This window comes from Nocardioides aquaticus (assembly GCF_018459925.1).
GTDB lineage: Bacteria > Actinomycetota > Actinomycetes > Propionibacteriales > Nocardioidaceae > Nocardioides > Nocardioides aquaticus.
This window is the reverse complement of record NZ_CP075371.1, coordinates 1448024-1464097: the sequence shown is the minus strand read 5'-3', so window position 1 is coordinate 1464097 and position 16074 is coordinate 1448024. Positions and strand designations below refer to the sequence as shown.

The 16074-nt window shown below is 72.9% G+C and carries 17 protein-coding genes; 5 read left to right on the top strand and 12 right to left on the bottom strand.

All coding sequences use genetic code 11. The annotated features are described in order from the left end of the window. Positions 1-48: 48 nt before the first annotated feature. Together ENKNEFLB_RS07115 and ENKNEFLB_RS07110 are read left to right on the top strand one after the other, a co-directional pair. Complete coding sequence (locus ENKNEFLB_RS07115; RefSeq protein ID WP_214058548.1) at positions 49-1437, top strand: aspartate aminotransferase family protein; 1389 nt, start codon at positions 49-51, stop codon at positions 1435-1437. Positions 1438-1477: 40 nt separating this feature from the next. Then, positions 1478-1648, top strand: a complete 171-nt coding sequence (locus ENKNEFLB_RS07110) for a hypothetical protein (RefSeq protein WP_214058547.1) — start codon at positions 1478-1480, stop codon at positions 1646-1648. Positions 1649-1692: 44 nt separating this feature from the next. Here the strand turns inward: ENKNEFLB_RS07110 and ENKNEFLB_RS07105 are convergent, their stop codons facing one another. After that, positions 1693-1893: a hypothetical protein gene (locus ENKNEFLB_RS07105; protein WP_214058546.1), complete on the bottom strand. Its 201-nt coding sequence runs from the start codon at positions 1891-1893 to the stop codon at positions 1693-1695. A 117-nt stretch (positions 1894-2010) separates the two neighbouring features. On the opposite strand from ENKNEFLB_RS07105, the gene ENKNEFLB_RS07100 reads away from it, so the two are divergent. Next, positions 2011-3372, top strand: coding sequence for an FAD/NAD(P)-binding protein (locus tag ENKNEFLB_RS07100; RefSeq protein WP_246535887.1), 1362 nt, complete (start codon positions 2011-2013; stop codon positions 3370-3372). A 7-nt stretch (positions 3373-3379) separates the two neighbouring features. On the opposite strand, the gene ENKNEFLB_RS07095 is transcribed toward ENKNEFLB_RS07100, so the two are convergent. The 5 genes from ENKNEFLB_RS07095 to ENKNEFLB_RS07075 are packed head-to-tail and all read right to left on the bottom strand — an operon-like array spanning position 3380 to position 8854. Further along, positions 3380-4765, bottom strand: a complete 1386-nt coding sequence (locus ENKNEFLB_RS07095) for an NAD(P)/FAD-dependent oxidoreductase (RefSeq protein WP_214058545.1) — start codon at positions 4763-4765, stop codon at positions 3380-3382. After that, positions 4758-5555, bottom strand: a complete 798-nt coding sequence (locus ENKNEFLB_RS07090; RefSeq protein WP_246535886.1) for an ABC transporter permease — start codon at positions 5553-5555, stop codon at positions 4758-4760. Before ENKNEFLB_RS07090 ends, ENKNEFLB_RS07095 begins: the two co-directional genes overlap by 8 nt. Continuing rightward, a complete protein-coding gene (locus tag ENKNEFLB_RS07085; protein WP_246535885.1) occupies positions 5552-6475 on the bottom strand; it encodes an ABC transporter permease in 924 nt (307 codons plus the stop codon). The genes ENKNEFLB_RS07090 and ENKNEFLB_RS07085 overlap by 4 nt, the downstream gene beginning before the upstream one ends. Continuing rightward, positions 6472-7659 (bottom strand): ABC transporter ATP-binding protein, encoded by a 1188-nt coding sequence (locus tag ENKNEFLB_RS07080; RefSeq protein WP_214058544.1) that lies wholly within the window; start codon positions 7657-7659, stop codon positions 6472-6474. Before ENKNEFLB_RS07080 ends, ENKNEFLB_RS07085 begins: the two co-directional genes overlap by 4 nt. Next, the gene (locus ENKNEFLB_RS07075) at positions 7643-8854 is read right to left on the bottom strand and encodes an ABC transporter substrate-binding protein (RefSeq protein WP_246535884.1); all 1212 of its coding nucleotides are present in this window, start codon (positions 8852-8854) and stop codon (positions 7643-7645) included. Before ENKNEFLB_RS07075 ends, ENKNEFLB_RS07080 begins: the two co-directional genes overlap by 17 nt. 185 nt (positions 8855-9039) lie before the next feature. Between ENKNEFLB_RS07075 and ENKNEFLB_RS07070 the strand changes: the two genes are divergently transcribed. Both ENKNEFLB_RS07070 and ENKNEFLB_RS07065 read left to right on the top strand, forming a co-directional pair. Beyond that, on the top strand, positions 9040-9513 hold the full coding sequence (locus tag ENKNEFLB_RS07070; protein WP_214058543.1) for an Lrp/AsnC family transcriptional regulator: 474 nt from the start codon (positions 9040-9042) through the stop codon (positions 9511-9513). Positions 9514-9515: 2 nt separating this feature from the next. Then, positions 9516-10625, top strand: coding sequence for an LOG family protein (locus tag ENKNEFLB_RS07065; RefSeq protein ID WP_214058542.1), 1110 nt, complete (start codon positions 9516-9518; stop codon positions 10623-10625). 57 nt (positions 10626-10682) lie between these two features. Here the strand turns inward: ENKNEFLB_RS07065 and ENKNEFLB_RS07060 are convergent, their stop codons facing one another. From ENKNEFLB_RS07060 to frr, 6 genes are all read right to left on the bottom strand, one after another. Further along, complete coding sequence (locus ENKNEFLB_RS07060; protein ID WP_214058541.1) at positions 10683-11843, bottom strand: glycosyltransferase family 4 protein; 1161 nt, start codon at positions 11841-11843, stop codon at positions 10683-10685. 88 nt (positions 11844-11931) lie between these two features. Continuing rightward, positions 11932-12735 carry a GNAT family N-acetyltransferase gene (locus tag ENKNEFLB_RS07055; RefSeq protein ID WP_214058540.1) on the bottom strand — a complete coding sequence of 268 codons (804 nt, stop codon included), beginning with the start codon at positions 12733-12735 and terminating at the stop codon, positions 11932-11934. A 100-nt stretch (positions 12736-12835) separates the two neighbouring features. Next, positions 12836-14026, bottom strand: coding sequence for a dual-specificity RNA methyltransferase RlmN (gene rlmN / locus ENKNEFLB_RS07050; protein WP_214058539.1), 1191 nt, complete (start codon positions 14024-14026; stop codon positions 12836-12838). A gap of 57 nt (positions 14027-14083) precedes the next feature. After that, a complete protein-coding gene (locus tag ENKNEFLB_RS07045) occupies positions 14084-14464 on the bottom strand; it encodes a hypothetical protein (RefSeq protein WP_214058538.1) in 381 nt (126 codons plus the stop codon). Between the two features lie 64 nt (positions 14465-14528). Further along, positions 14529-15464 (bottom strand): phosphatidate cytidylyltransferase, encoded by a 936-nt coding sequence (locus ENKNEFLB_RS07040; protein WP_214058537.1) that lies wholly within the window; start codon positions 15462-15464, stop codon positions 14529-14531. A 25-nt stretch (positions 15465-15489) separates the two neighbouring features. Beyond that, entirely contained in the window at positions 15490-16044 is a 555-nt protein-coding gene (gene frr / locus ENKNEFLB_RS07035; protein WP_214059361.1) for a ribosome recycling factor, read from the bottom strand. Positions 16045-16074 lie beyond the last annotated feature (30 nt).

The following is a 16074-nucleotide window of genomic DNA, read 5'->3' as shown; positions in this document are numbered from 1 at the left end:
CTACTGATCCGCTTGCAAACGGGGTGCCCGGGCGCGCACCATGGACGCATGCACCCGGACTACGACCACCTCCAGCAGGCCGCCAAGGACCACCTGTGGATGCACTTCACGCGCCACGGCTCCTACGACCACGCGGACGTGCCCATCATGGTCCGCGGCGAGGGGGCCTACCTCTTCGACGCCCAGGGCAAGCGGTACCTCGACGGCCTGGCCGGGTTGTTCGTGAGCCAGCTGGGCCACGGCCGCGAGGAGCTGGCCGAGGCCGCCGCCAAGCAGGCCCGCGAGCTGGCCTTCATGCCGCTGTGGTCCTACGCGCACCCGACCGCGATCGAGCTGGCCGAGCGGCTCGCCGGGTACGCCCCCGGCGACCTGAACCGCGTCTTCTTCACCTCCGGCGGCGGCGAGGCCGTCGAGAGCGCCTGGAAGCTGGCCAAGAACTACTTCAAGCTCACCGGCAAGCCGATGAAGCACAAGGTCATCAGCCGCGCCATCGCTTACCACGGCACCACGCAGGGCGCGCTGTCGATCACCGGCCTGCCCCTGCTCAAGCAGCAGTTCGAGCCGCTGGTGCCCTCGACCTTCCGGGTGCCCAACACCAACATCTACCGCGCCGCCGAGATCACCGGCGGGTTCCTCGACGGCAGCGACCCGGAGGCATTCGGCCGCTGGGCCGCGGACCAGATCGCGGTCGCGATCGAGAACGAGGGCCCCGACACCGTCGCCGCGGTCTTCCTCGAGCCCGTGCAGAACGCCGGCGGCTGCTTCCCGCCGCCCCCGGGCTACTTCGAGCGGGTCCGCGAGATCTGCGACGAGTACGACGTGCTGCTGGTCTCCGACGAGGTCATCTGCGCCTTCGGGCGCCTGGGCTACTTCTTCGGCGCGGAGCGCTTCGGCTACCAGCCCGACATCATCACCTGCGCCAAGGGCATCACCTCCGGGTACGCCCCCCTCGGCGCGATGATCGCCAGCGACCGCCTGATGGAGCCGTTCCTGGCCGACAAGGTCTCCTTCGCCCACGGCTACACCTTCGGCGGGCACCCGGTCTCCACCGCTGTCGCGATGGCCAACCTCGACATCTTCGAGAACGAGAAGGTGCTCGAGAACGTCCGCGACAACACCGACGCGCTGCGGTCCACCCTCGAGCGGCTCAAGGACCTGCCGATCGTCGGCGACGTGCGCGGCGACGGCTACTTCTTCGGCATCGAGCTGGTCAAGGACAAGGACACCCTGGAGTCCTTCACCTCCGAGGAGTGCGAGCGCCTGCTGTACGGCTTCGTCTCCAAGCAGCTCTTCGCCGAGGGTCTCTACTGCCGCGCCGACGACCGCGGCGACCCGGTCGTGCAGCTGGCCCCGCCGCTGGTCTGCACCCAGGAGCACTTCGACGAGATGGAGCAGATCCTGCGCGTGGTGCTCGACAAGGCCGGCTCGCTGATCTGAGCGCGCGCCGACGGGCGGCACGGGCGGGCATGATGGGTGGATGAGCTCCCGACCGCTCCGCTGCCGCCTCGGCTACCACTCCTTCCACCGCAACCAGCGCGACGCCCAGGGCCGCTACTGGTGCCGCCGGTGCGGTCAGCCGGGCCACGACGAGCCGTTCGACGCGGGCAAGATGCCCCCCGGCGCCGCGGGTGGCCTCGGAGGGGTCTGAGCCCGGGACCGGGCGGCGGCAGCCCGAGATGACGGCAGGCCGGGTCAGGCTCGAGACATGCTGGACGACGGTCCGCGACGCAGCGGCAACTCGTCGCTGACGTACCAGTGAGCCCACGTGAGCGGGAAGACGAGCCCCGCGAGCACCGCCAGGGCCCACGGGTTGCCGCGGCGCCGTGCCCCGAGCGCCGTCAGCGGGCCGAGCGGCACCAGCGGGACGACGAACCACGCCAGCATGTCGAGCACCGGCCCAGTCTGGCCGCCTCCGCCCCGGGGCGGAAGAGGCGCCGCACCGAGGACGGTCCACCCCTAAACTGAAGTAACTCAGTAGTATTTGTCGGGAACTGACCTGAGGAGGCCTGGGTGACCACGATCTCGATCATCGGGGGCGGGGCGAGCGGCACGCTCACCGCCGTCCACCTGCTGCACGCCTCGCGCGGCAGCGACCTGCGCGTCGTGCTGCACGAGCGCGGCCCGGCCGTCGCGCGCGGGGTGGCGTACGCCACGACCGACGAGCGGCACCTGCTGAACGTGCGCAGCCGCGACATGAGCGCCTTCCCCGACGACCCCGGGCACCTCGTGGAGTGGGCGCTCGCGACCGGGCGGCCCGTGGACCCGCTGGGGTTCCTGCCCCGCGCGACGTACGCGGCCTACCTGGACCACCTTCTCGCCGGGGCCGACGACGGCCGGCTGACGGTCCGCACCGAGGACGTCACCGACGTGCTGCCGGCGCCGGTGGGTCCGGGCTACTACGTACGTGGGCCGCAGGGCACGACGCGCGCCGACGGCGTCGTCCTGGCCTACGGCAACCTGTCGCCGCGCGCCCTCACCGGGACCGACGGGCCCCTGCCCGAGGCGACCTGGCACCTTCCCAGCGCCTGGGACACCACGGCTCTCGACGCCCTGGCCGACGACGCCACGGTCGTGCTGGTCGGCAGCGGTCTCACCGCCGTCGACGCCGCCACGACCCTGCTCGACGGCGGCGCCCGGCGCCGCGTGGTCATGCTGAGCCGGAACGGACTGCTCCCCCGCGCCCACCTGCCGCTGCCCTGCTCCACCAGCTGGGTCACCCAGGCCCCGACCGGTCCGCTCACCGCCGACGGGCTGGCCGCGCTCGTCACCGCCCAGGTCGAGCGGGCGCACGAGCGCGGTGTCTGCTGGCGCTCGGTGGTCGACGGGCTGCGCGGCACCACCCAGCGGCTCTGGCTGCGGCTGGACACCGCCGAGCGCGCGAGGTTCGTGCGCGAGCAGGCCCGCGGGTGGGAGGTGCTGCGCCACCGGATGGCGCCCGAGGTCGCCGCCCGGATCCGCGCGTACGCCGACCAGGGCCGCCTCGAGGTCGTCGGCGGCGGGCTCACGGCCGTGGCGGACCTCGGGGCGCGGGCCCGGGTGGCGCTCCCCGGTGGCCGGAGCGTCGACGCGGACGCGGTCGTCAACTGCACCGGGCCGCTGACCGACCTCGACGCCACCACCGTCCCGCTGCTCGCCGCGATGCGGCGCCGCCGGCTGCTGGCCCGCGACGCCCTCGGGCTCGGCGTGGCCTGCCTGCCGGACGGCACGGTGCTCGACGACCAGGGCCTGGTCGTGCCGGACCTCCACGTCGTCGGGCCGCCGCGCAAGGGAGCGCTCTGGGAGACCACCGCGGTGCCGGAGATCCGGTCCCAGGCCGCCGACCTGGCCGAGCGGCTGGCCGGACGGCACGCCCGGCAGACCGTCCCCGCCTGAGACCGGGTCAGGAGTCGAAGCCGAGTCCTGCCCGGTCCAGGCCGCGCAGCCACAGGTTGCGGCGACCACCCCGGGCGTCGGCCGCGGCCAGGGAGTGCCGGGTGGCGGTGATCCCGCCCCAGCGCAGCGGCTCGGGCGGGAACGGCAGCGGCTTCTCGCGCACCATCCGCAGCGCGGTCCGCTCGGTCTCCTCCCCGGCCAGCAGGTCCAGCACGACGTCGGCCCCGAACCGGGTCGCGGCCACACCGAGCCCGGTGTAGCCGGCGGCGTACCCGACGCGCCCGCCCAGCGCGGTGCCGAAGAACGCGGTGAAGCGGGTGCAGGTGTCGATCACGCCGCCCCAGCGGTGCGAGATCCGTACGTCGGCCAGCGCGGGGAAGGCCTCGACCAGCTGGTCGGCGAGGAGCGCGTGCGTACGCCCCTGCTCCAGGGACCGGTCGATCCGGCTGCCCCAGTGGTAGACCGCGTCGTAGCCGCCCCACAGAAGCCGGTCGTCGCGGGTCAGTCGCGAGTAGTGGAAGAGGTTGCCGGCGTCGGCCAGGCCCTCCCGTCCGGCCCACCCGATCGCCGCCCGCTGCGCGGCGTCGAGCGGCTCGGTCATCAGCACGTGGTCGTAGACCGGCACCGTCATCAGCCGCAGCCGGCGCAGCAGCGACGGGAACGCGTTCGTCGCCAGCACGGCGTGCCGCGCCGTGACGCTGCCCCGGGCGGTACGCACGCGCACCCCGGCCCCCTCGCGCGCCAGCCCGGTCGCGGCGCTGCCCTCGTGGACCACCCCGCCGAGGCCGCGGACGGCCTCGCGCAGGCCCCACGCCAGTCGGGCCGGCTCGACCAGCGCGGTGCCGCCCGGCTCGTGCAGGCCGCCGAGCCAGGTCGGGGAGTCGACGCGGGCCCGCGTCGCCGCGGCGTCGAGGACCTCCACGTCGTGCCCGGCCGCGAGCATCGCCTCCCCCAGCGCGGTCAGCTCCTCGACCTGGTGCGGTGCGGTCGCGGCGGTCAGCTCGCCGGCGAGCCGGAAGTCGCAGTCGACGGCGTACCGCTCGACCGTCTCGCCGATCGCGGCGAGGTTCTCGGCCCCGAGCCGGTCGAGCTGGCTGAGCTCCTCGGGCCACCGCTCGAGGCCGTTGCCGAAGCCGTGGGTGAGGCTGGCGGAGGCGAAGCCGCCGTTGCGCCCGCTGGCCTCCTGGCCGCACGCGCCCGCCTCGAGCACCACGACCGTACGACCGGGGTCGCGCTCCAGGGCGCGCAGCGCCGCCCACAGCCCGGCGTACCCGCCGCCGACGACGACCAGGTCGGCGGTGACGTCGTCGAGCAGCGGCGGGAGCGGGTCCGGGCGGGCCGGGTCGTCGAGCCAGTAGCAGCGGGGGGCGGCGTCGGCGAGGGTGTCAGGCAACGGGGGCCTGCCGTCTCCGGTTGCGGACCTCGACGCCGATCACGACCGCGATCGACAGCACGAACATCAGCGTCCCGATCACGTTGACCTGCATCGGGATGCCCACCCGGGCGACGCCCCAGACGTACATCGGGAAGGTCGTGGTGTTGCCGGAGTTCAGGTTGGTGACGATGAAGTCGTCGAAGCTCAGCGAGAAGCTCAGCAGCGCGGCGGCCAGGATGCCGGGCAGGACCAGCGGGAAGGTGACCCGCCAGAAGGTCTGCGCCGGGGTCGCGTACAGGTCCATCGCGGCCTGCTCCAGGGAGTCGTCCATCCCGGCCAGGCGCGCGCGCACCGTGACCACGACGAACGACAGGCAGAACATCACGTGCGCGACCAGGATCGTCCAGAAGCCCAGCTGCCCGGCCAGGCCGGAGGCGACGAACAGCGCCAGCAGCGAGCTGCCGAGGACGACCTCCGGGGTGGCCATCGGCAGGAAGATCAGCAGGTTCGAGGCCGAGCGGCCGCGGAAGCGGTGCCGCACCAGCGCGAACGCGGCCAGCGTGCCGAGCACGGTCGACCCGAGGGTGGCCAGGGCACCGATCCTGATGCTGACCCCGAGCGCGGAGCACAGGTCGGGATCGGCGCAGGGGTTCAGCCAGTTGTCGAACGTGAACCCGTCGAAGCTGTAGACCAGCCGCGAGTCGGGGGCGTTAAAGCTCATCAGCACCACGACCGCGATCGGCACGAACGTGTAGACCAGCACCGCCAGCCCGAGCAGCAGCACGAGGTTGTCGCGGACCCACCTCACAGCAGCTCCTCCGTCCCGGCGCGGCGCACGTAGACGAGCACCATCACCACGATCAGCACCGACAGCAGCACCGACAGCGCGGCGGCCACCGGGTAGTTGTTGGCGTCGGTGAACTGGCTCTGGATGACGTTGCCGATCACCCGGTTGTTGGTCGAGCCCAGCAGCTCGGCGTTGATGTAGTCGCCGGTGGCCGGGATGAAGGTCAGCAGGGTGCCCGAGACGACCCCGGGCAGCGAGAGCGGCCAGGTGACCTTGAAGAACCCGGCGACGGGGTTGGCGTAGAGGTCGCTGGAGGCCTCCACGAGCCGTGGGTCGAGCTTGTCGAGGCTGGCGTAGAGCGGCAGCACCATGAACGGCAGGAAGTTGTAGGTCAGCCCCGCGATCACCGCGAACGGCGTCGCCAGCAGCCGGCCGTCGTCACCGAGGAGCTGCAGCGCCTGCAGGGTGTTCACCACAAACCCGTCGTCGGCCAGGATCAGCTTCCAGCTCAGCGTGCGGATCAGGAAGCTGGTGAAGAACGGGGCGATGACGAGCACCAGCATCAGGTTCTTCCACCGCCCGGCCTTGAACGCGATGGCGTAGGCCAGCACGTAGCCGAGCACCAGGCAGGCCGCGGTGGCGGCGGCGCCGTAGACCATCGCGCGCAGCAGCGGACCCCAGTAGTCCCGCACCACGTCGACGTAGTTGCCCCACGCGTAGGTCATCTCGTAGCCGCGGAAGTCCGAGCCCGACGGGTCGAAGAGGCTGGTCGCGACCAGCGAGTAGAACGGCACCACGAAGAAGGCCAGCAGGAAGATCCCAGCGGGCGCGAGGAGCAGGTAGCCGGTGATCGACCCGCGGGGCCGGCGCGGGCGGCGGGCGGGCCGGGCCGCGGGACCGCCCCCGGGCGTCCGCGGCGGCGCGGGTGCCTCGACGCTCACCCGGACGCCCGGTCCGCCCCGGCCGCCGCGTCCTGCAAGGCGTCGAGCAGGAAGGCGTACTCGGGGCGCCAGGACAGCTCGACCTGCTCGCCGTGGGCGAACATCCGCTGGCGCCCGGTGTTCTGGGCGAAGACCTGGAGCTCCTGGCCCCACGGCATCCGCACCAGGTACTGCGTGCTGACCCCGACGAACGACACGTCGGTGATGACGCCGCCCGGCACGGTGTTGCCCGGCGCGTCGAGCTCGGCGCCGACCTCGCCGATCAGCACCTTCTCCGGCCGGATGCCGACCCAGCCGCGGTCGCCGTCGGTGTGCACCCGGTGGGCCGGCACGCTCACGGTCACGCCCTGCATGTCGACGGTGACCAGGTCGGCGTCGCGGTGCCGCACGGTGCCCTCGATCAGGTTGGACTGGCCCAGGAAGTTGGCCACGAACGTGCTGCGTGGGTTCTCGTACAGCTCGGAGGGTGCGCCCATCTGCTCCACGACGCCCCCGTTCATCACCGCGACCGTGTCGGCCATGGTCATGGCCTCCTCCTGGTCGTGGGTGACGTGGACGAAGGTCAGCCCCACCTCGGTCTGGATCCGCTTGACCTCGATCTGCATCGAGCGGCGCAGCTTGAGGTCGAGCGCGCCGAGCGGCTCGTCGAGCAGCAGCACCTCGGGCCGGTTGATCAGCGCCCGGGCCAGGGCGACCCGCTGCTGCTGGCCGCCGGAGAGCTGGGCGGGCTTCTTGGTGGCCTGGGTCTCCAGCTCGACCAGGGCCAGCATCGCCTCGACCTGGGCGTCGACGTCCTTGACCTTGCGACGCTTCAGGCCGAACGCGACGTTCTCGGCGACGTCGAGGTGAGGGAAGAGCGCGTAGCTCTGGAAGACGGTGTTGACCGGGCGCCGGTACGGCTTGGTCCGGGTGATGTCCTCGCCGGCCAGCGTGATGGTGCCCGAGGTCGGCTGCTCGAGGCCGGCCACCATCCGCAGCGTGGTGGTCTTGCCGCAGCCCGAGGGGCCGAGCAGCGCGAAGAAGCTGCCGCGCGGGATGTCGAGGTCGAGGGAGCGGACGGCGGTGTAGGAGCCGAACGACTTCGTGAGCGCCCGGATCCGGAGGCCGTCGTACGCCCCCTCCGGGCCGCTCGGTCCGGCGCCGACCGGGTCCCCGGCCACCTCGTGCTCAGCCAGTCGTGACATCGGCCCACTCCCTCTCGTACTGCGACTGCTCACGGTCGTCCAGCGCCTTGAAGTCCCACGTGGAGCGGAGCAGCTCGGCGTCGGGGAAGATCAACGGGTTCTCCGCCAGCGAGGGGTCGACCTGCTCCATCGCCTCCTGCGCACCCTCGACGGGGCAGATGTAGTTGACCCACGCCGCGAGCCGGGCGGCGACCTCGGGGTCGTAGTAGTAGTCGATCCAGCGCTCGGCGTTGGCCTGGTGCGTGGCCTGGTTGGGCACCAGCATGTTGTCGCTCCAGAGCGACAGCCCCTCCTCGGGCGCCACGAACCGGATGTCGGGGTTCTCCAGCTGCGCCTGCAGCACGTCGCCCGACCAGGCCTCGCAGGCCAGGATGTTGCCGGCCGAGAGCTCCTGGAGGTAGTTGTTGCCCGCGAAGCTGCGCAGCTGGCCGTCGGCGATCACCTGGCGCAGCCGGTCCATCGCGTCCTCCCACTGCGTGGGGGTGAAGTCGCCGGGGTCGGCCCCGACGACCTTGAGCATGAAGCCCATCGTGTCGTACATCTCGGTCAGCAGGGTGATGCGTCCCTTGAGGTCCGGGCGGGTCAGCAGCTCGGAGAACGAGCCGACCTCGTCGACCTCGGCGGCGTTGTAGGCGATCCCGGTCAGGCCGCTCTGCCACGGGGCGTGGAAGGTCTCGTCGGGGTCCCACGCCTTGCCCCGGAGGTCGGGGATGAGGTTCTGGTGCAGGTTCGGCACGGCGCCGCGGTCCAGCGGCTGCACCCAGCCCAGGCCGATCATCCGCGCGGCCATCCAGTCGGTGAGGACGATGAGGTCGCGGTCGATCGGGTCGCAGGAGCCGAGCTGGTTCTTGACCTTGGCGTAGAACTCGGCGTTGTCGTTGACGTCGACGTTGTACTCCACCTCGATGCCGGTGGAGGCGGTGAAGTCGGCGAGCGTCGAGCCCGGCTTGTTGCGCGGGTCGATGTAGCCGGTCCAGTTGGAGATCACCATCCGCGCCTCGCTCGCCGACACGTCGGTGGCCCGGCAGGCCATCGGGTCCTGGGCGGCGCCGGCGACGGAGAAGAACGGCAGGTCCAGGGCGGCCACGCTGATCCCGACGCCGGCGGCCACGCCCCCGGCGGTGAGGAACCCGCGGCGGCTGAGGGTCGAGCGACGCGCGGGCTCGGGTGTCGAGGGTCCTGCGGAGCTGTTCACGGGCGGGCCTGGCGGCATGCACTGTCCTCCGGTCACCGGTCGGGGTGTGGTGGATCGTGTCACGACACCCCGGCCCCGACAAGGGATCGAGTCGTCACGAAACGCAAACGCAACGGAATCCCTCGTACGGACCCGGGGTGGGCGCGGCTGTCACCCCCGGCGCCCGACCGGGATACCTTGCCGTCATGACGATGCGACGCGACCCGCGCCCCACGCCGCTGGACGAGACCTCCAAGGCCATCATCGCCGAGCTGCAGACCGACGGACGCCGCTCGTTCGCCGCGATCGGCAAGAAGGTCGAGCTCTCGGAGGCGGCGGTGCGCCAGCGCGTGCACCGGCTGGTCGAGACCGGCGCGATGCAGATCGTGGCGGTCACCGACCCCCTCCAGCTCGGCTTCGCGCGCCAGGCCATGGTCGGGATCACCGTCGAGGGCCCGATCGAGCCGGTGGCCGAGGCGGTCGGGGCGCTCGAGGAGGTCGACTACGTCGTGGTCACCGCCGGGCGCTACGACATCCTGGCCGAGCTGGTCTGCGAGAGCGACGACCACCTGCTGGAGATCATCTCGGGCTCCATCCGCGCCATCGACGGCGTCGCCGGCACGGAGACGTTCATGTACCTCGGGCTGCGCAAGCAGACCTACTCCTGGGGCGTGCGCTGAGCATGCGGTCCTCCCGGGGCCGCACCGTCGACATCGCCTCCCTGGCCGAGCTGGAGCGGCGCCTGGCCGCCGGGGCCCGGTCGTTGTCGGGCTGGCGGGTGCGCTCGCTCGACCTGTCCGGGCACGGCGACGCCCTGCGTCGGTGCCGGCTGGCCGGGGCGACCTTCCTGGGCTGCGCGTTCGCGCCGGGCGACGCCGTCGCGGCCGAGGAGGCCGGCGCGCTGGTGCTGCCCCACCTGCCGGACACGCCCCTCGACGTCTACCGCGCCGACCTGTACTCCCCCGCCGAGCTCTACGACACCCTGCACTGGCCCGACAGCCTGGACGGTCGGGCCTACGCCTGGGTCCAGGACGGTGGCGAGGGAGAGGGCGCCCACGCGCTGGCCGAGACGCTGCACGACCACGCCGTCGACGAGGCCCTGGCCCGGTGGCGCGAGGGCCGTCGCCTGGTCGGCGTGATGGGCGGGCACCGGGCCGCGCGCGGGGAGGCCACCTACCGGGACGCGGCCCGGCTCGGCCGGCTGCTCGCCGACCCCGACGGCGCCGCCCTGACCGTGGCGACCGGGGGCGGCCCCGGCGCGATGGAGGCCGCCAACCTGGGGGCGCGGCTCGCGTCGTACGACGCCGCGGTGCTCGACGTGGCGCTGGAGCAGCTGGCCGCGGTCCCGACCTACCGGCCCTCGATCGACGCGTGGGTGCTGCTGGCCTTCGACGTGGTCGCCCGCTGGCCGGACGCGACGCCCTCGCTCGGCATCCCGACCTGGCACTACGGCCACGAGCCGCCCGGCGCGTTCGCGACCGCGGTGGCCAAGTACGTCCGCAACGCCACCCGCGAGGCGATCCTGCTCGAGGTCTGCGACGCCGGCATCGTCTTCCTTCCCGGCGCCGCCGGCACGGTGCAGGAGGTCTTCCAGGACGCCTGCGAGAACTACTACGCCGACGAGGCCTCGGTGGCGCCGATGGTGCTGGTCGGCGAGCGGTACTGGACCGAGGAGCTGCCGGTCTGGCCGCTGCTGCGAGCCCTGGCCCGGGGCCGCGTGATGGAGCGGCACGTGCACCTCGTCGACACCGTCGAGGAGGCCGCCGACGTCGTCACCCGCCCGCCGAGATGACGCTCGCGGACAGCCGAGATGACGCTCGCGGCGCCTCGAGATGACGATTCCGGCGCCTCAGGCGGCCGTACGCACCTCGCCTGCGGCGCCGACGACGCCGCGGTAGTGCTCGACCAGGGCGGCGTTGACCGCGGCCCAGGACCGCCCCCGGACGGCGCGCCGGGCGGCGACGCCGACCAGCCGGCGACGCAGCGGGTCGTCGAGCAGCTCTCCCACGTGGGCAACCATCGCAGCGGCGTCCCCGGGCGGGTAGAGCAACCCGTCGACGCCGTGGTCGACCACGTCGAGCGGCCCGCCCTGCGCGGGCGCCACCACCGGGACGCCGGAGGCCAGCGCCTCCTGGGCGGACTGGCAGTACGTCTCGTGCCGGCCGGTGTGCACGAACACGTCGAGGGAGGCGTACGCCCGGCCGAGGTCGTCACCGTGCAGCACGCCGAGGAACCGGGTGTCGGGCAGCGACGCGCGCAGCCGGTCCTCGTCCGGCCCGCCGCCGACCACCACGAGCTGCAGCCGCGGGTCCCGGTCGAGCACGCCCAGCAGGTCGAGCTCCTTCTCGGGGGCGAGCCGGCCGACGTAGCCGACCAGCGGCCGCCCCTGCGGCGACAGCGTCGCGCGCAACGACGCGTCCCGGCGCACGGGGTGGAAGGCGGACGAGTCCACGCCTCGGCGCCAGAGGGCGACCCGGTCGATCCCGAGGTCGAGCAGCTGGTCGCGGCTCGCGGTCGACGGCGCCAGGGTCAGCGCGACGTCGCCGTGGATGCGACGGGTCAGGTACGTCATCGCGCGCACGCCCCCGGCCAGGTCGTAGCGCTGCGCGAAGCCCACCAGGTCGGTCTGGTAGACCGCGACGACCGGGATGCCGAGCTCCTCGGCGGCGCGCACGGCAGTGAGCCCGAGCACGGCGGGCGAGGCGACGTGCACGACGTCGGGACGGAACCGTTGCATCACCGCGACCAGGCGGCGTCTGCTCTCCAGCCCGAGCCGGAAGTCGCGGTAGAACGGCAGGGCGGCGCCGCGGGCGTGGGTCACGGGGAAGCCGGCGTAGGTCGGCGGCCCGGTGGGGGCGACCAGCTCGGCGACGTGACCGTCGGCGGCCAGGTGCTCCAGCACCCGCCTCACGGAGTTGGTGACGCCGTTCACCTGCGGGAGGAACGACTCCGCGACGACGAGCACGCGCAGCGGCTGGGTGGGACAGAGGGGACCGCGGGTCGGGGCCATGGCGCTGACGCTAGGAGCGGGGGCCGTACGCCCGGTGCGGCCCGCCGTGGACGTCAGGTGAACAGGGACGGACGAGTCCGCGGCGGACTCAGAGCGGGAGGGTGCAGGAGACCTCGCGCACGAAGACGTGGAACCCGGCCCGCTGCAGGATCGGCCCGGACGTCTCGACCCGGCCCTTGACGAGGGCCAGCCCGGCGCCCTGTCTCAGGCCCTCGGCGACCCGCTCCGCGAGCATCGCGCGGTAGACCCCCCGCCCGCGGGCCTCCTCGAGCACGCCGCCGCCCCACAGCCGGACGTCGCCGTCGACGACGCTGACCCCGCCGGAGCCCACCGGGTGACCCCGGTCGTACGCCACGACCTGGCCACCGCGCCCGGCGGACCGCGCCTCGCGCCAGCGCGCGAGAGAGGGCTCGAGCTCCTCCTCCGGCACGGGCTTGCCCCCGAACACCTCGACGTTGACCCCGGCAAGGTCCCGCAGGCCCTGCACGTCGTCGACCCAGCGCACGTCCACGCCGTCGCCGGCCTCGCCGAGGTCGGGCGGACCGGCGGTCAGGTCGAGGGCGAGCACATCGAGCGTCTCGTCGACGACGCCGCCCCGGTCGACGTACGCCTCGAGCAGGCCGGCCGGGGCGGCGAGCCGGACCCAGGCGGTCAGCTCCGCGTCGTCGGGGAGGTCGAAGGTGCGTGCCGCGGCCAGGGCGGCGTCGAGGGCCGTCCCGAGGTCGCCGGCCGGGTCGAACCGCGCGAGCTCGAGCGGGTGGAAGAACCAGTCCGGGTAGCGCACCAGCAGGAAGTCGTCGGTCTCGACCGTGCGCGCCTGCTCGGGCACCCAGATCCAGGCGGCGCTCGCGGCCACCACCCGGGCGGCGTCGGGTGGTGTCGTCCGGGTCACGAACCCAGACTAGTGTCCGGAAGCGTCATCTCGACGCGCCGCGAGCGTCATCTCGAGGCGCCGCGAGCGTCATCTCGGCTGTCCGCGAGCGTCATCTCGGCTACTCGGTGGCGGCGAGCTGGCCGCAGGCGCCGTCGATCTCCGAGCCGCGGGTGTCGCGGACGGTGGTCGGGATGCCCTTGGCCTCGAGCCGGCGCACGAACTCGCGCTCGTCGGCCGGGTCGGAGGCCGTCCACTTGCTCCCCGGGGTCGGGTTCAGCGGGATCAGGTTGACGTGCACCCAGCCCCAGTCGCCGAACCCGTTGAGCACGTCGCCGAGCAGGTCGGCGCGCCAGGCCTGGTCGTTGATGCCGCGCATCATGGCGTACTCGATGGAGACGCGACGCTTGGTGACGCGGGCGTAGTCCCAGGCGGCCTCGACGGTCTCCGCGACCGAGGAGCGGGTGTTGATCGGGACCAGCTCGTTGCGCAGCTCGTCGTCGGGCGCGTGCAGGCTCAGGGCGAGCGTGCAGGCGATGCCCTCCTCGGTGAGCTGGCGGATCCGCGGGACCAGGCCGACGGTCGACACGGTGACGCCGCGCGCCGACATGCCCAGGCCCTCGGGCGCCGGCGAGGTGAGCCGGCGTACGGCGCCCACGACCGCCTTGTAGTTGGCCAGCGGCTCCCCCATGCCCATGAAGACCACGTTGGAGACCCGGCCCGGGCCGCCGGGGACCTCGCCACGCTGCAGCGACCGCGCCCCGGCGAGCACCTGCTCGACGATCTCCGCGGTCGACATGTTGCGCTGCAGGCCGCCCTGACCGGTGGCGCAGAACGGGCAGGCCATGCCGCAGCCGGCCTGGCTCGAGACGCACATCGTCACGCGACCCGGGTAGCGCATCAGCACCGACTCGACCAGCGCGCCGTCGAAGAGCTTCCACAGCGTCTTGCGGGTGGTGCCCTTGTCGGCCTCGAGGGTGCGCAGCGGCGTCATCAGCGTCGGCAGCAGCCCGGCGACCAGCGGCTCGCGCTGCGCGGCGGGCAGGTCGGTCATCAGCTCCGGGTCGTCGACCAGACGCGCGAAGTAGTGGTTCGAGAGCTGCTTGGCGCGGAAGCCGGGCAGCCCCTTCTCGGCGGCCAGGGCGACCCGCTCGTCGAGCGTCAGGTCGGCGAGGTGGCGCGGCGGCTTGGCGCGCCCGCGCGGCTCGTCGAAGACCAGCGGGAGGGCGGCACGACCGGCCGGCTCGGCGGGGGCCACGGCGGCGGCCGCCGGGACGGCAGGGGCGGAGGAGGGGGCGGTGTTCTCAGGCATGGCTCCCCCAGTGTCGCACCGCGACGGGCACCGGACCGAACCCGCGGCCCGGCCGGCTCAGCCCGTGCGGACCAGCACGAGCAGCACCAGCGCGGCCACCACGGCCATCACCACCGCGGTCGAGACCATCCCGAGCAGCAGGTAGAGCCCGAACCGGCGGGTCCGGGGCGCGATGCTCAGCCCGATCGGCACGACGAGCACGAGCAGCACGAACGGGAAGAGGGTCTCGGCGGTGTCGGTGTCGGTCAGGGTGCTGAGCAGGCCCGCGTACAGGCCCGGCACGACGATGATCGTGACGAGCCCGGTGAAGAAGCCGGCGAGCGCGGTGAAGGTGGGATGGTCGCGGTGCCACCACCGGGGCTCGGGTGAGGCGTCGTCGCCCTGCCCGACCGGGGTCGGGGTCGACGGCGCCTCGGCGGCGGACGGTGCGTCGGTCATCGGATGATCGTAGGCACCTCGGGCCCGGGAGCGTGCTCGGCGCTCCGGGGCGGGGTCACCCGGCTCAGAACACCGCGTAGTGCAGCAGCAGCCAGATCGGCGCGACCGTGGCCAGGATGGAGTCGAGCCGGTCCATCAGCCCGCCGTGCCCGGGGATCACCTGGCTCATGTCCTTGATCCCGAGGTCGCGCTTCATCACCGACTCGCACAGGTCGCCCAGGGTGGCCATCACGACCGCGATCAGGCCCAGGGCGATGCCGACCCACCAGTCGCCGTCGAGCAGCAGGACCACCAGCGCCACACCGGCGGCGGCCGTGAACACGAACGACCCGGCGAAGCCCTCCCAGGACTTCTTGGGCGAGATGACCGGGGCCATCGGGTGCTTGCCGAACAGCACGCCGGCGACGTAGCCGCCGATGTCGGAGGCGATGGTGACCACGATGAAGACGATGACGCCGGCGACGCCGTCGTCGCCGAGACCGTTGCCCGTCAGCCCGCCCTCGCGCAGCAGCAGGGCGACGAAGGAGCCGAGGAACGGCACGTAGACGACGGTGAAGACGGCTGCGGTGGCGTTCTGCACGTAGCCGTCGATGCCCCGTCGCAGCAGCCACAGCATCACCACGAGCGCGGTCACCGCGGTGGCCGTCACGAGCGCCTCGGCACCCCAGACGAAGGCCACCACCACCATGACGCCGCCGCCGACCATGATCGGCTGCTCGGGGATGTCGATGTCCTTGGCCAGGAGACCGCGGTGCAGCTCCCAGACCGCGACGACCACGGCGGCCACCACGACCAGCATGAAGACCGGCTTGACGAAGTACAGCGTGCCGCCGACCAGACCGAGCAGCAGCACCGCCGAGCCCACGGCCGCAGGCAGGTTGCGCCCGGCCCGGCCGTGGTCCTTGCGCTGCGCCGGGGTCGGGTGGGGCCGACCGGGCACCTGCTCGTCGGAGGGCGGGCCCGGGCTCGTCGGGGACGGGGAAGTGGGTGGGGTGCTCATCCCGGCGGCGGTCGCGTCGAGGTCCTCAGACCTCGATCAGCTCCGACTCCTTGGCCTTGAGCATCTCGTCGATGGCGTCGGTGTGCTTCTTGGTGACGCCGTCGAGCCGCTTCTCCGCGCCGGTCACGTCGTCCTTGCCGACCTCGCCGTCCTTCTCGAGCTTCTCGAGGTTCTGCTTGGCGGTGCGGCGCAGGTTGCGCACGGCCACCCGGCCGTCCTCGGCCTTGCCGCGCGCGACCTTGATGTACTCCTTGCGGCGCTCCTCGGTCAGCTCGGGGAACACGCAGCGGATCATCTTGCCGTCGTCGGCGGGGTTCACGCCGAGGTCGGAGTCGCGGATCGCGCGCTCGATGCCCTTCATGGCGCCCTGGTCGTAGGGCTGGATCAGGATGACCCGGGCCTCGGGGGCGGTGAAGGAGGCCAGCTGCTGCAGCGGCGTGGGCGAGCCGTAGTAGTCGACCAGGATCTTGCTGAACATGCTCGGGTGCGCCCGACCGGCACGGATCGCGGCGAAGTCCTCACGCGTCGCTTCGACCGACTTGACCATCTTGGCGTCGGCCTCGTTGAGGATGTCGTTGATCACGGGGAGCTCCTGGGGATCGGTGGTGCG

Bases quoted from the DNA above. Each gene is read 5' to 3' on its own strand.
- rlmN (WP_214058539.1), bottom strand. From the start codon at position 14,026: ATGCCTGAGAACACCGCCCCCTCCTCCGCCCCTGCCGTCCCGGCGGCC.
- ENKNEFLB_RS07065 (WP_214058542.1), top strand. From the start codon at position 9,516: ATGCGGTCCTCCCGGGGCCGCACCGTCGACATCGCCTCCCTGGCCGAG.
- ENKNEFLB_RS07110 (WP_214058547.1), top strand. From the start codon at position 1,478: ATGAGCTCCCGACCGCTCCGCTGCCGCCTCGGCTACCACTCCTTCCAC.
- ENKNEFLB_RS07070 (WP_214058543.1), top strand. From the start codon at position 9,040: ATGACGATGCGACGCGACCCGCGCCCCACGCCGCTGGACGAGACCTCC.
- ENKNEFLB_RS07080 (WP_214058544.1), bottom strand. From the start codon at position 7,659: ATGTCACGACTGGCTGAGCACGAGGTGGCCGGGGACCCGGTCGGCGCC.
- ENKNEFLB_RS07060 (WP_214058541.1), bottom strand. From the start codon at position 11,843: ATGGCCCCGACCCGCGGTCCCCTCTGTCCCACCCAGCCGCTGCGCGTG.
- ENKNEFLB_RS07040 (WP_214058537.1), bottom strand. From the start codon at position 15,464: ATGAGCACCCCACCCACTTCCCCGTCCCCGACGAGCCCGGGCCCGCCC.
- ENKNEFLB_RS07045 (WP_214058538.1), bottom strand. From the start codon at position 14,464: ATGACCGACGCACCGTCCGCCGCCGAGGCGCCGTCGACCCCGACCCCG.
- ENKNEFLB_RS07115 (WP_214058548.1), top strand. From the start codon at position 49: ATGCACCCGGACTACGACCACCTCCAGCAGGCCGCCAAGGACCACCTG.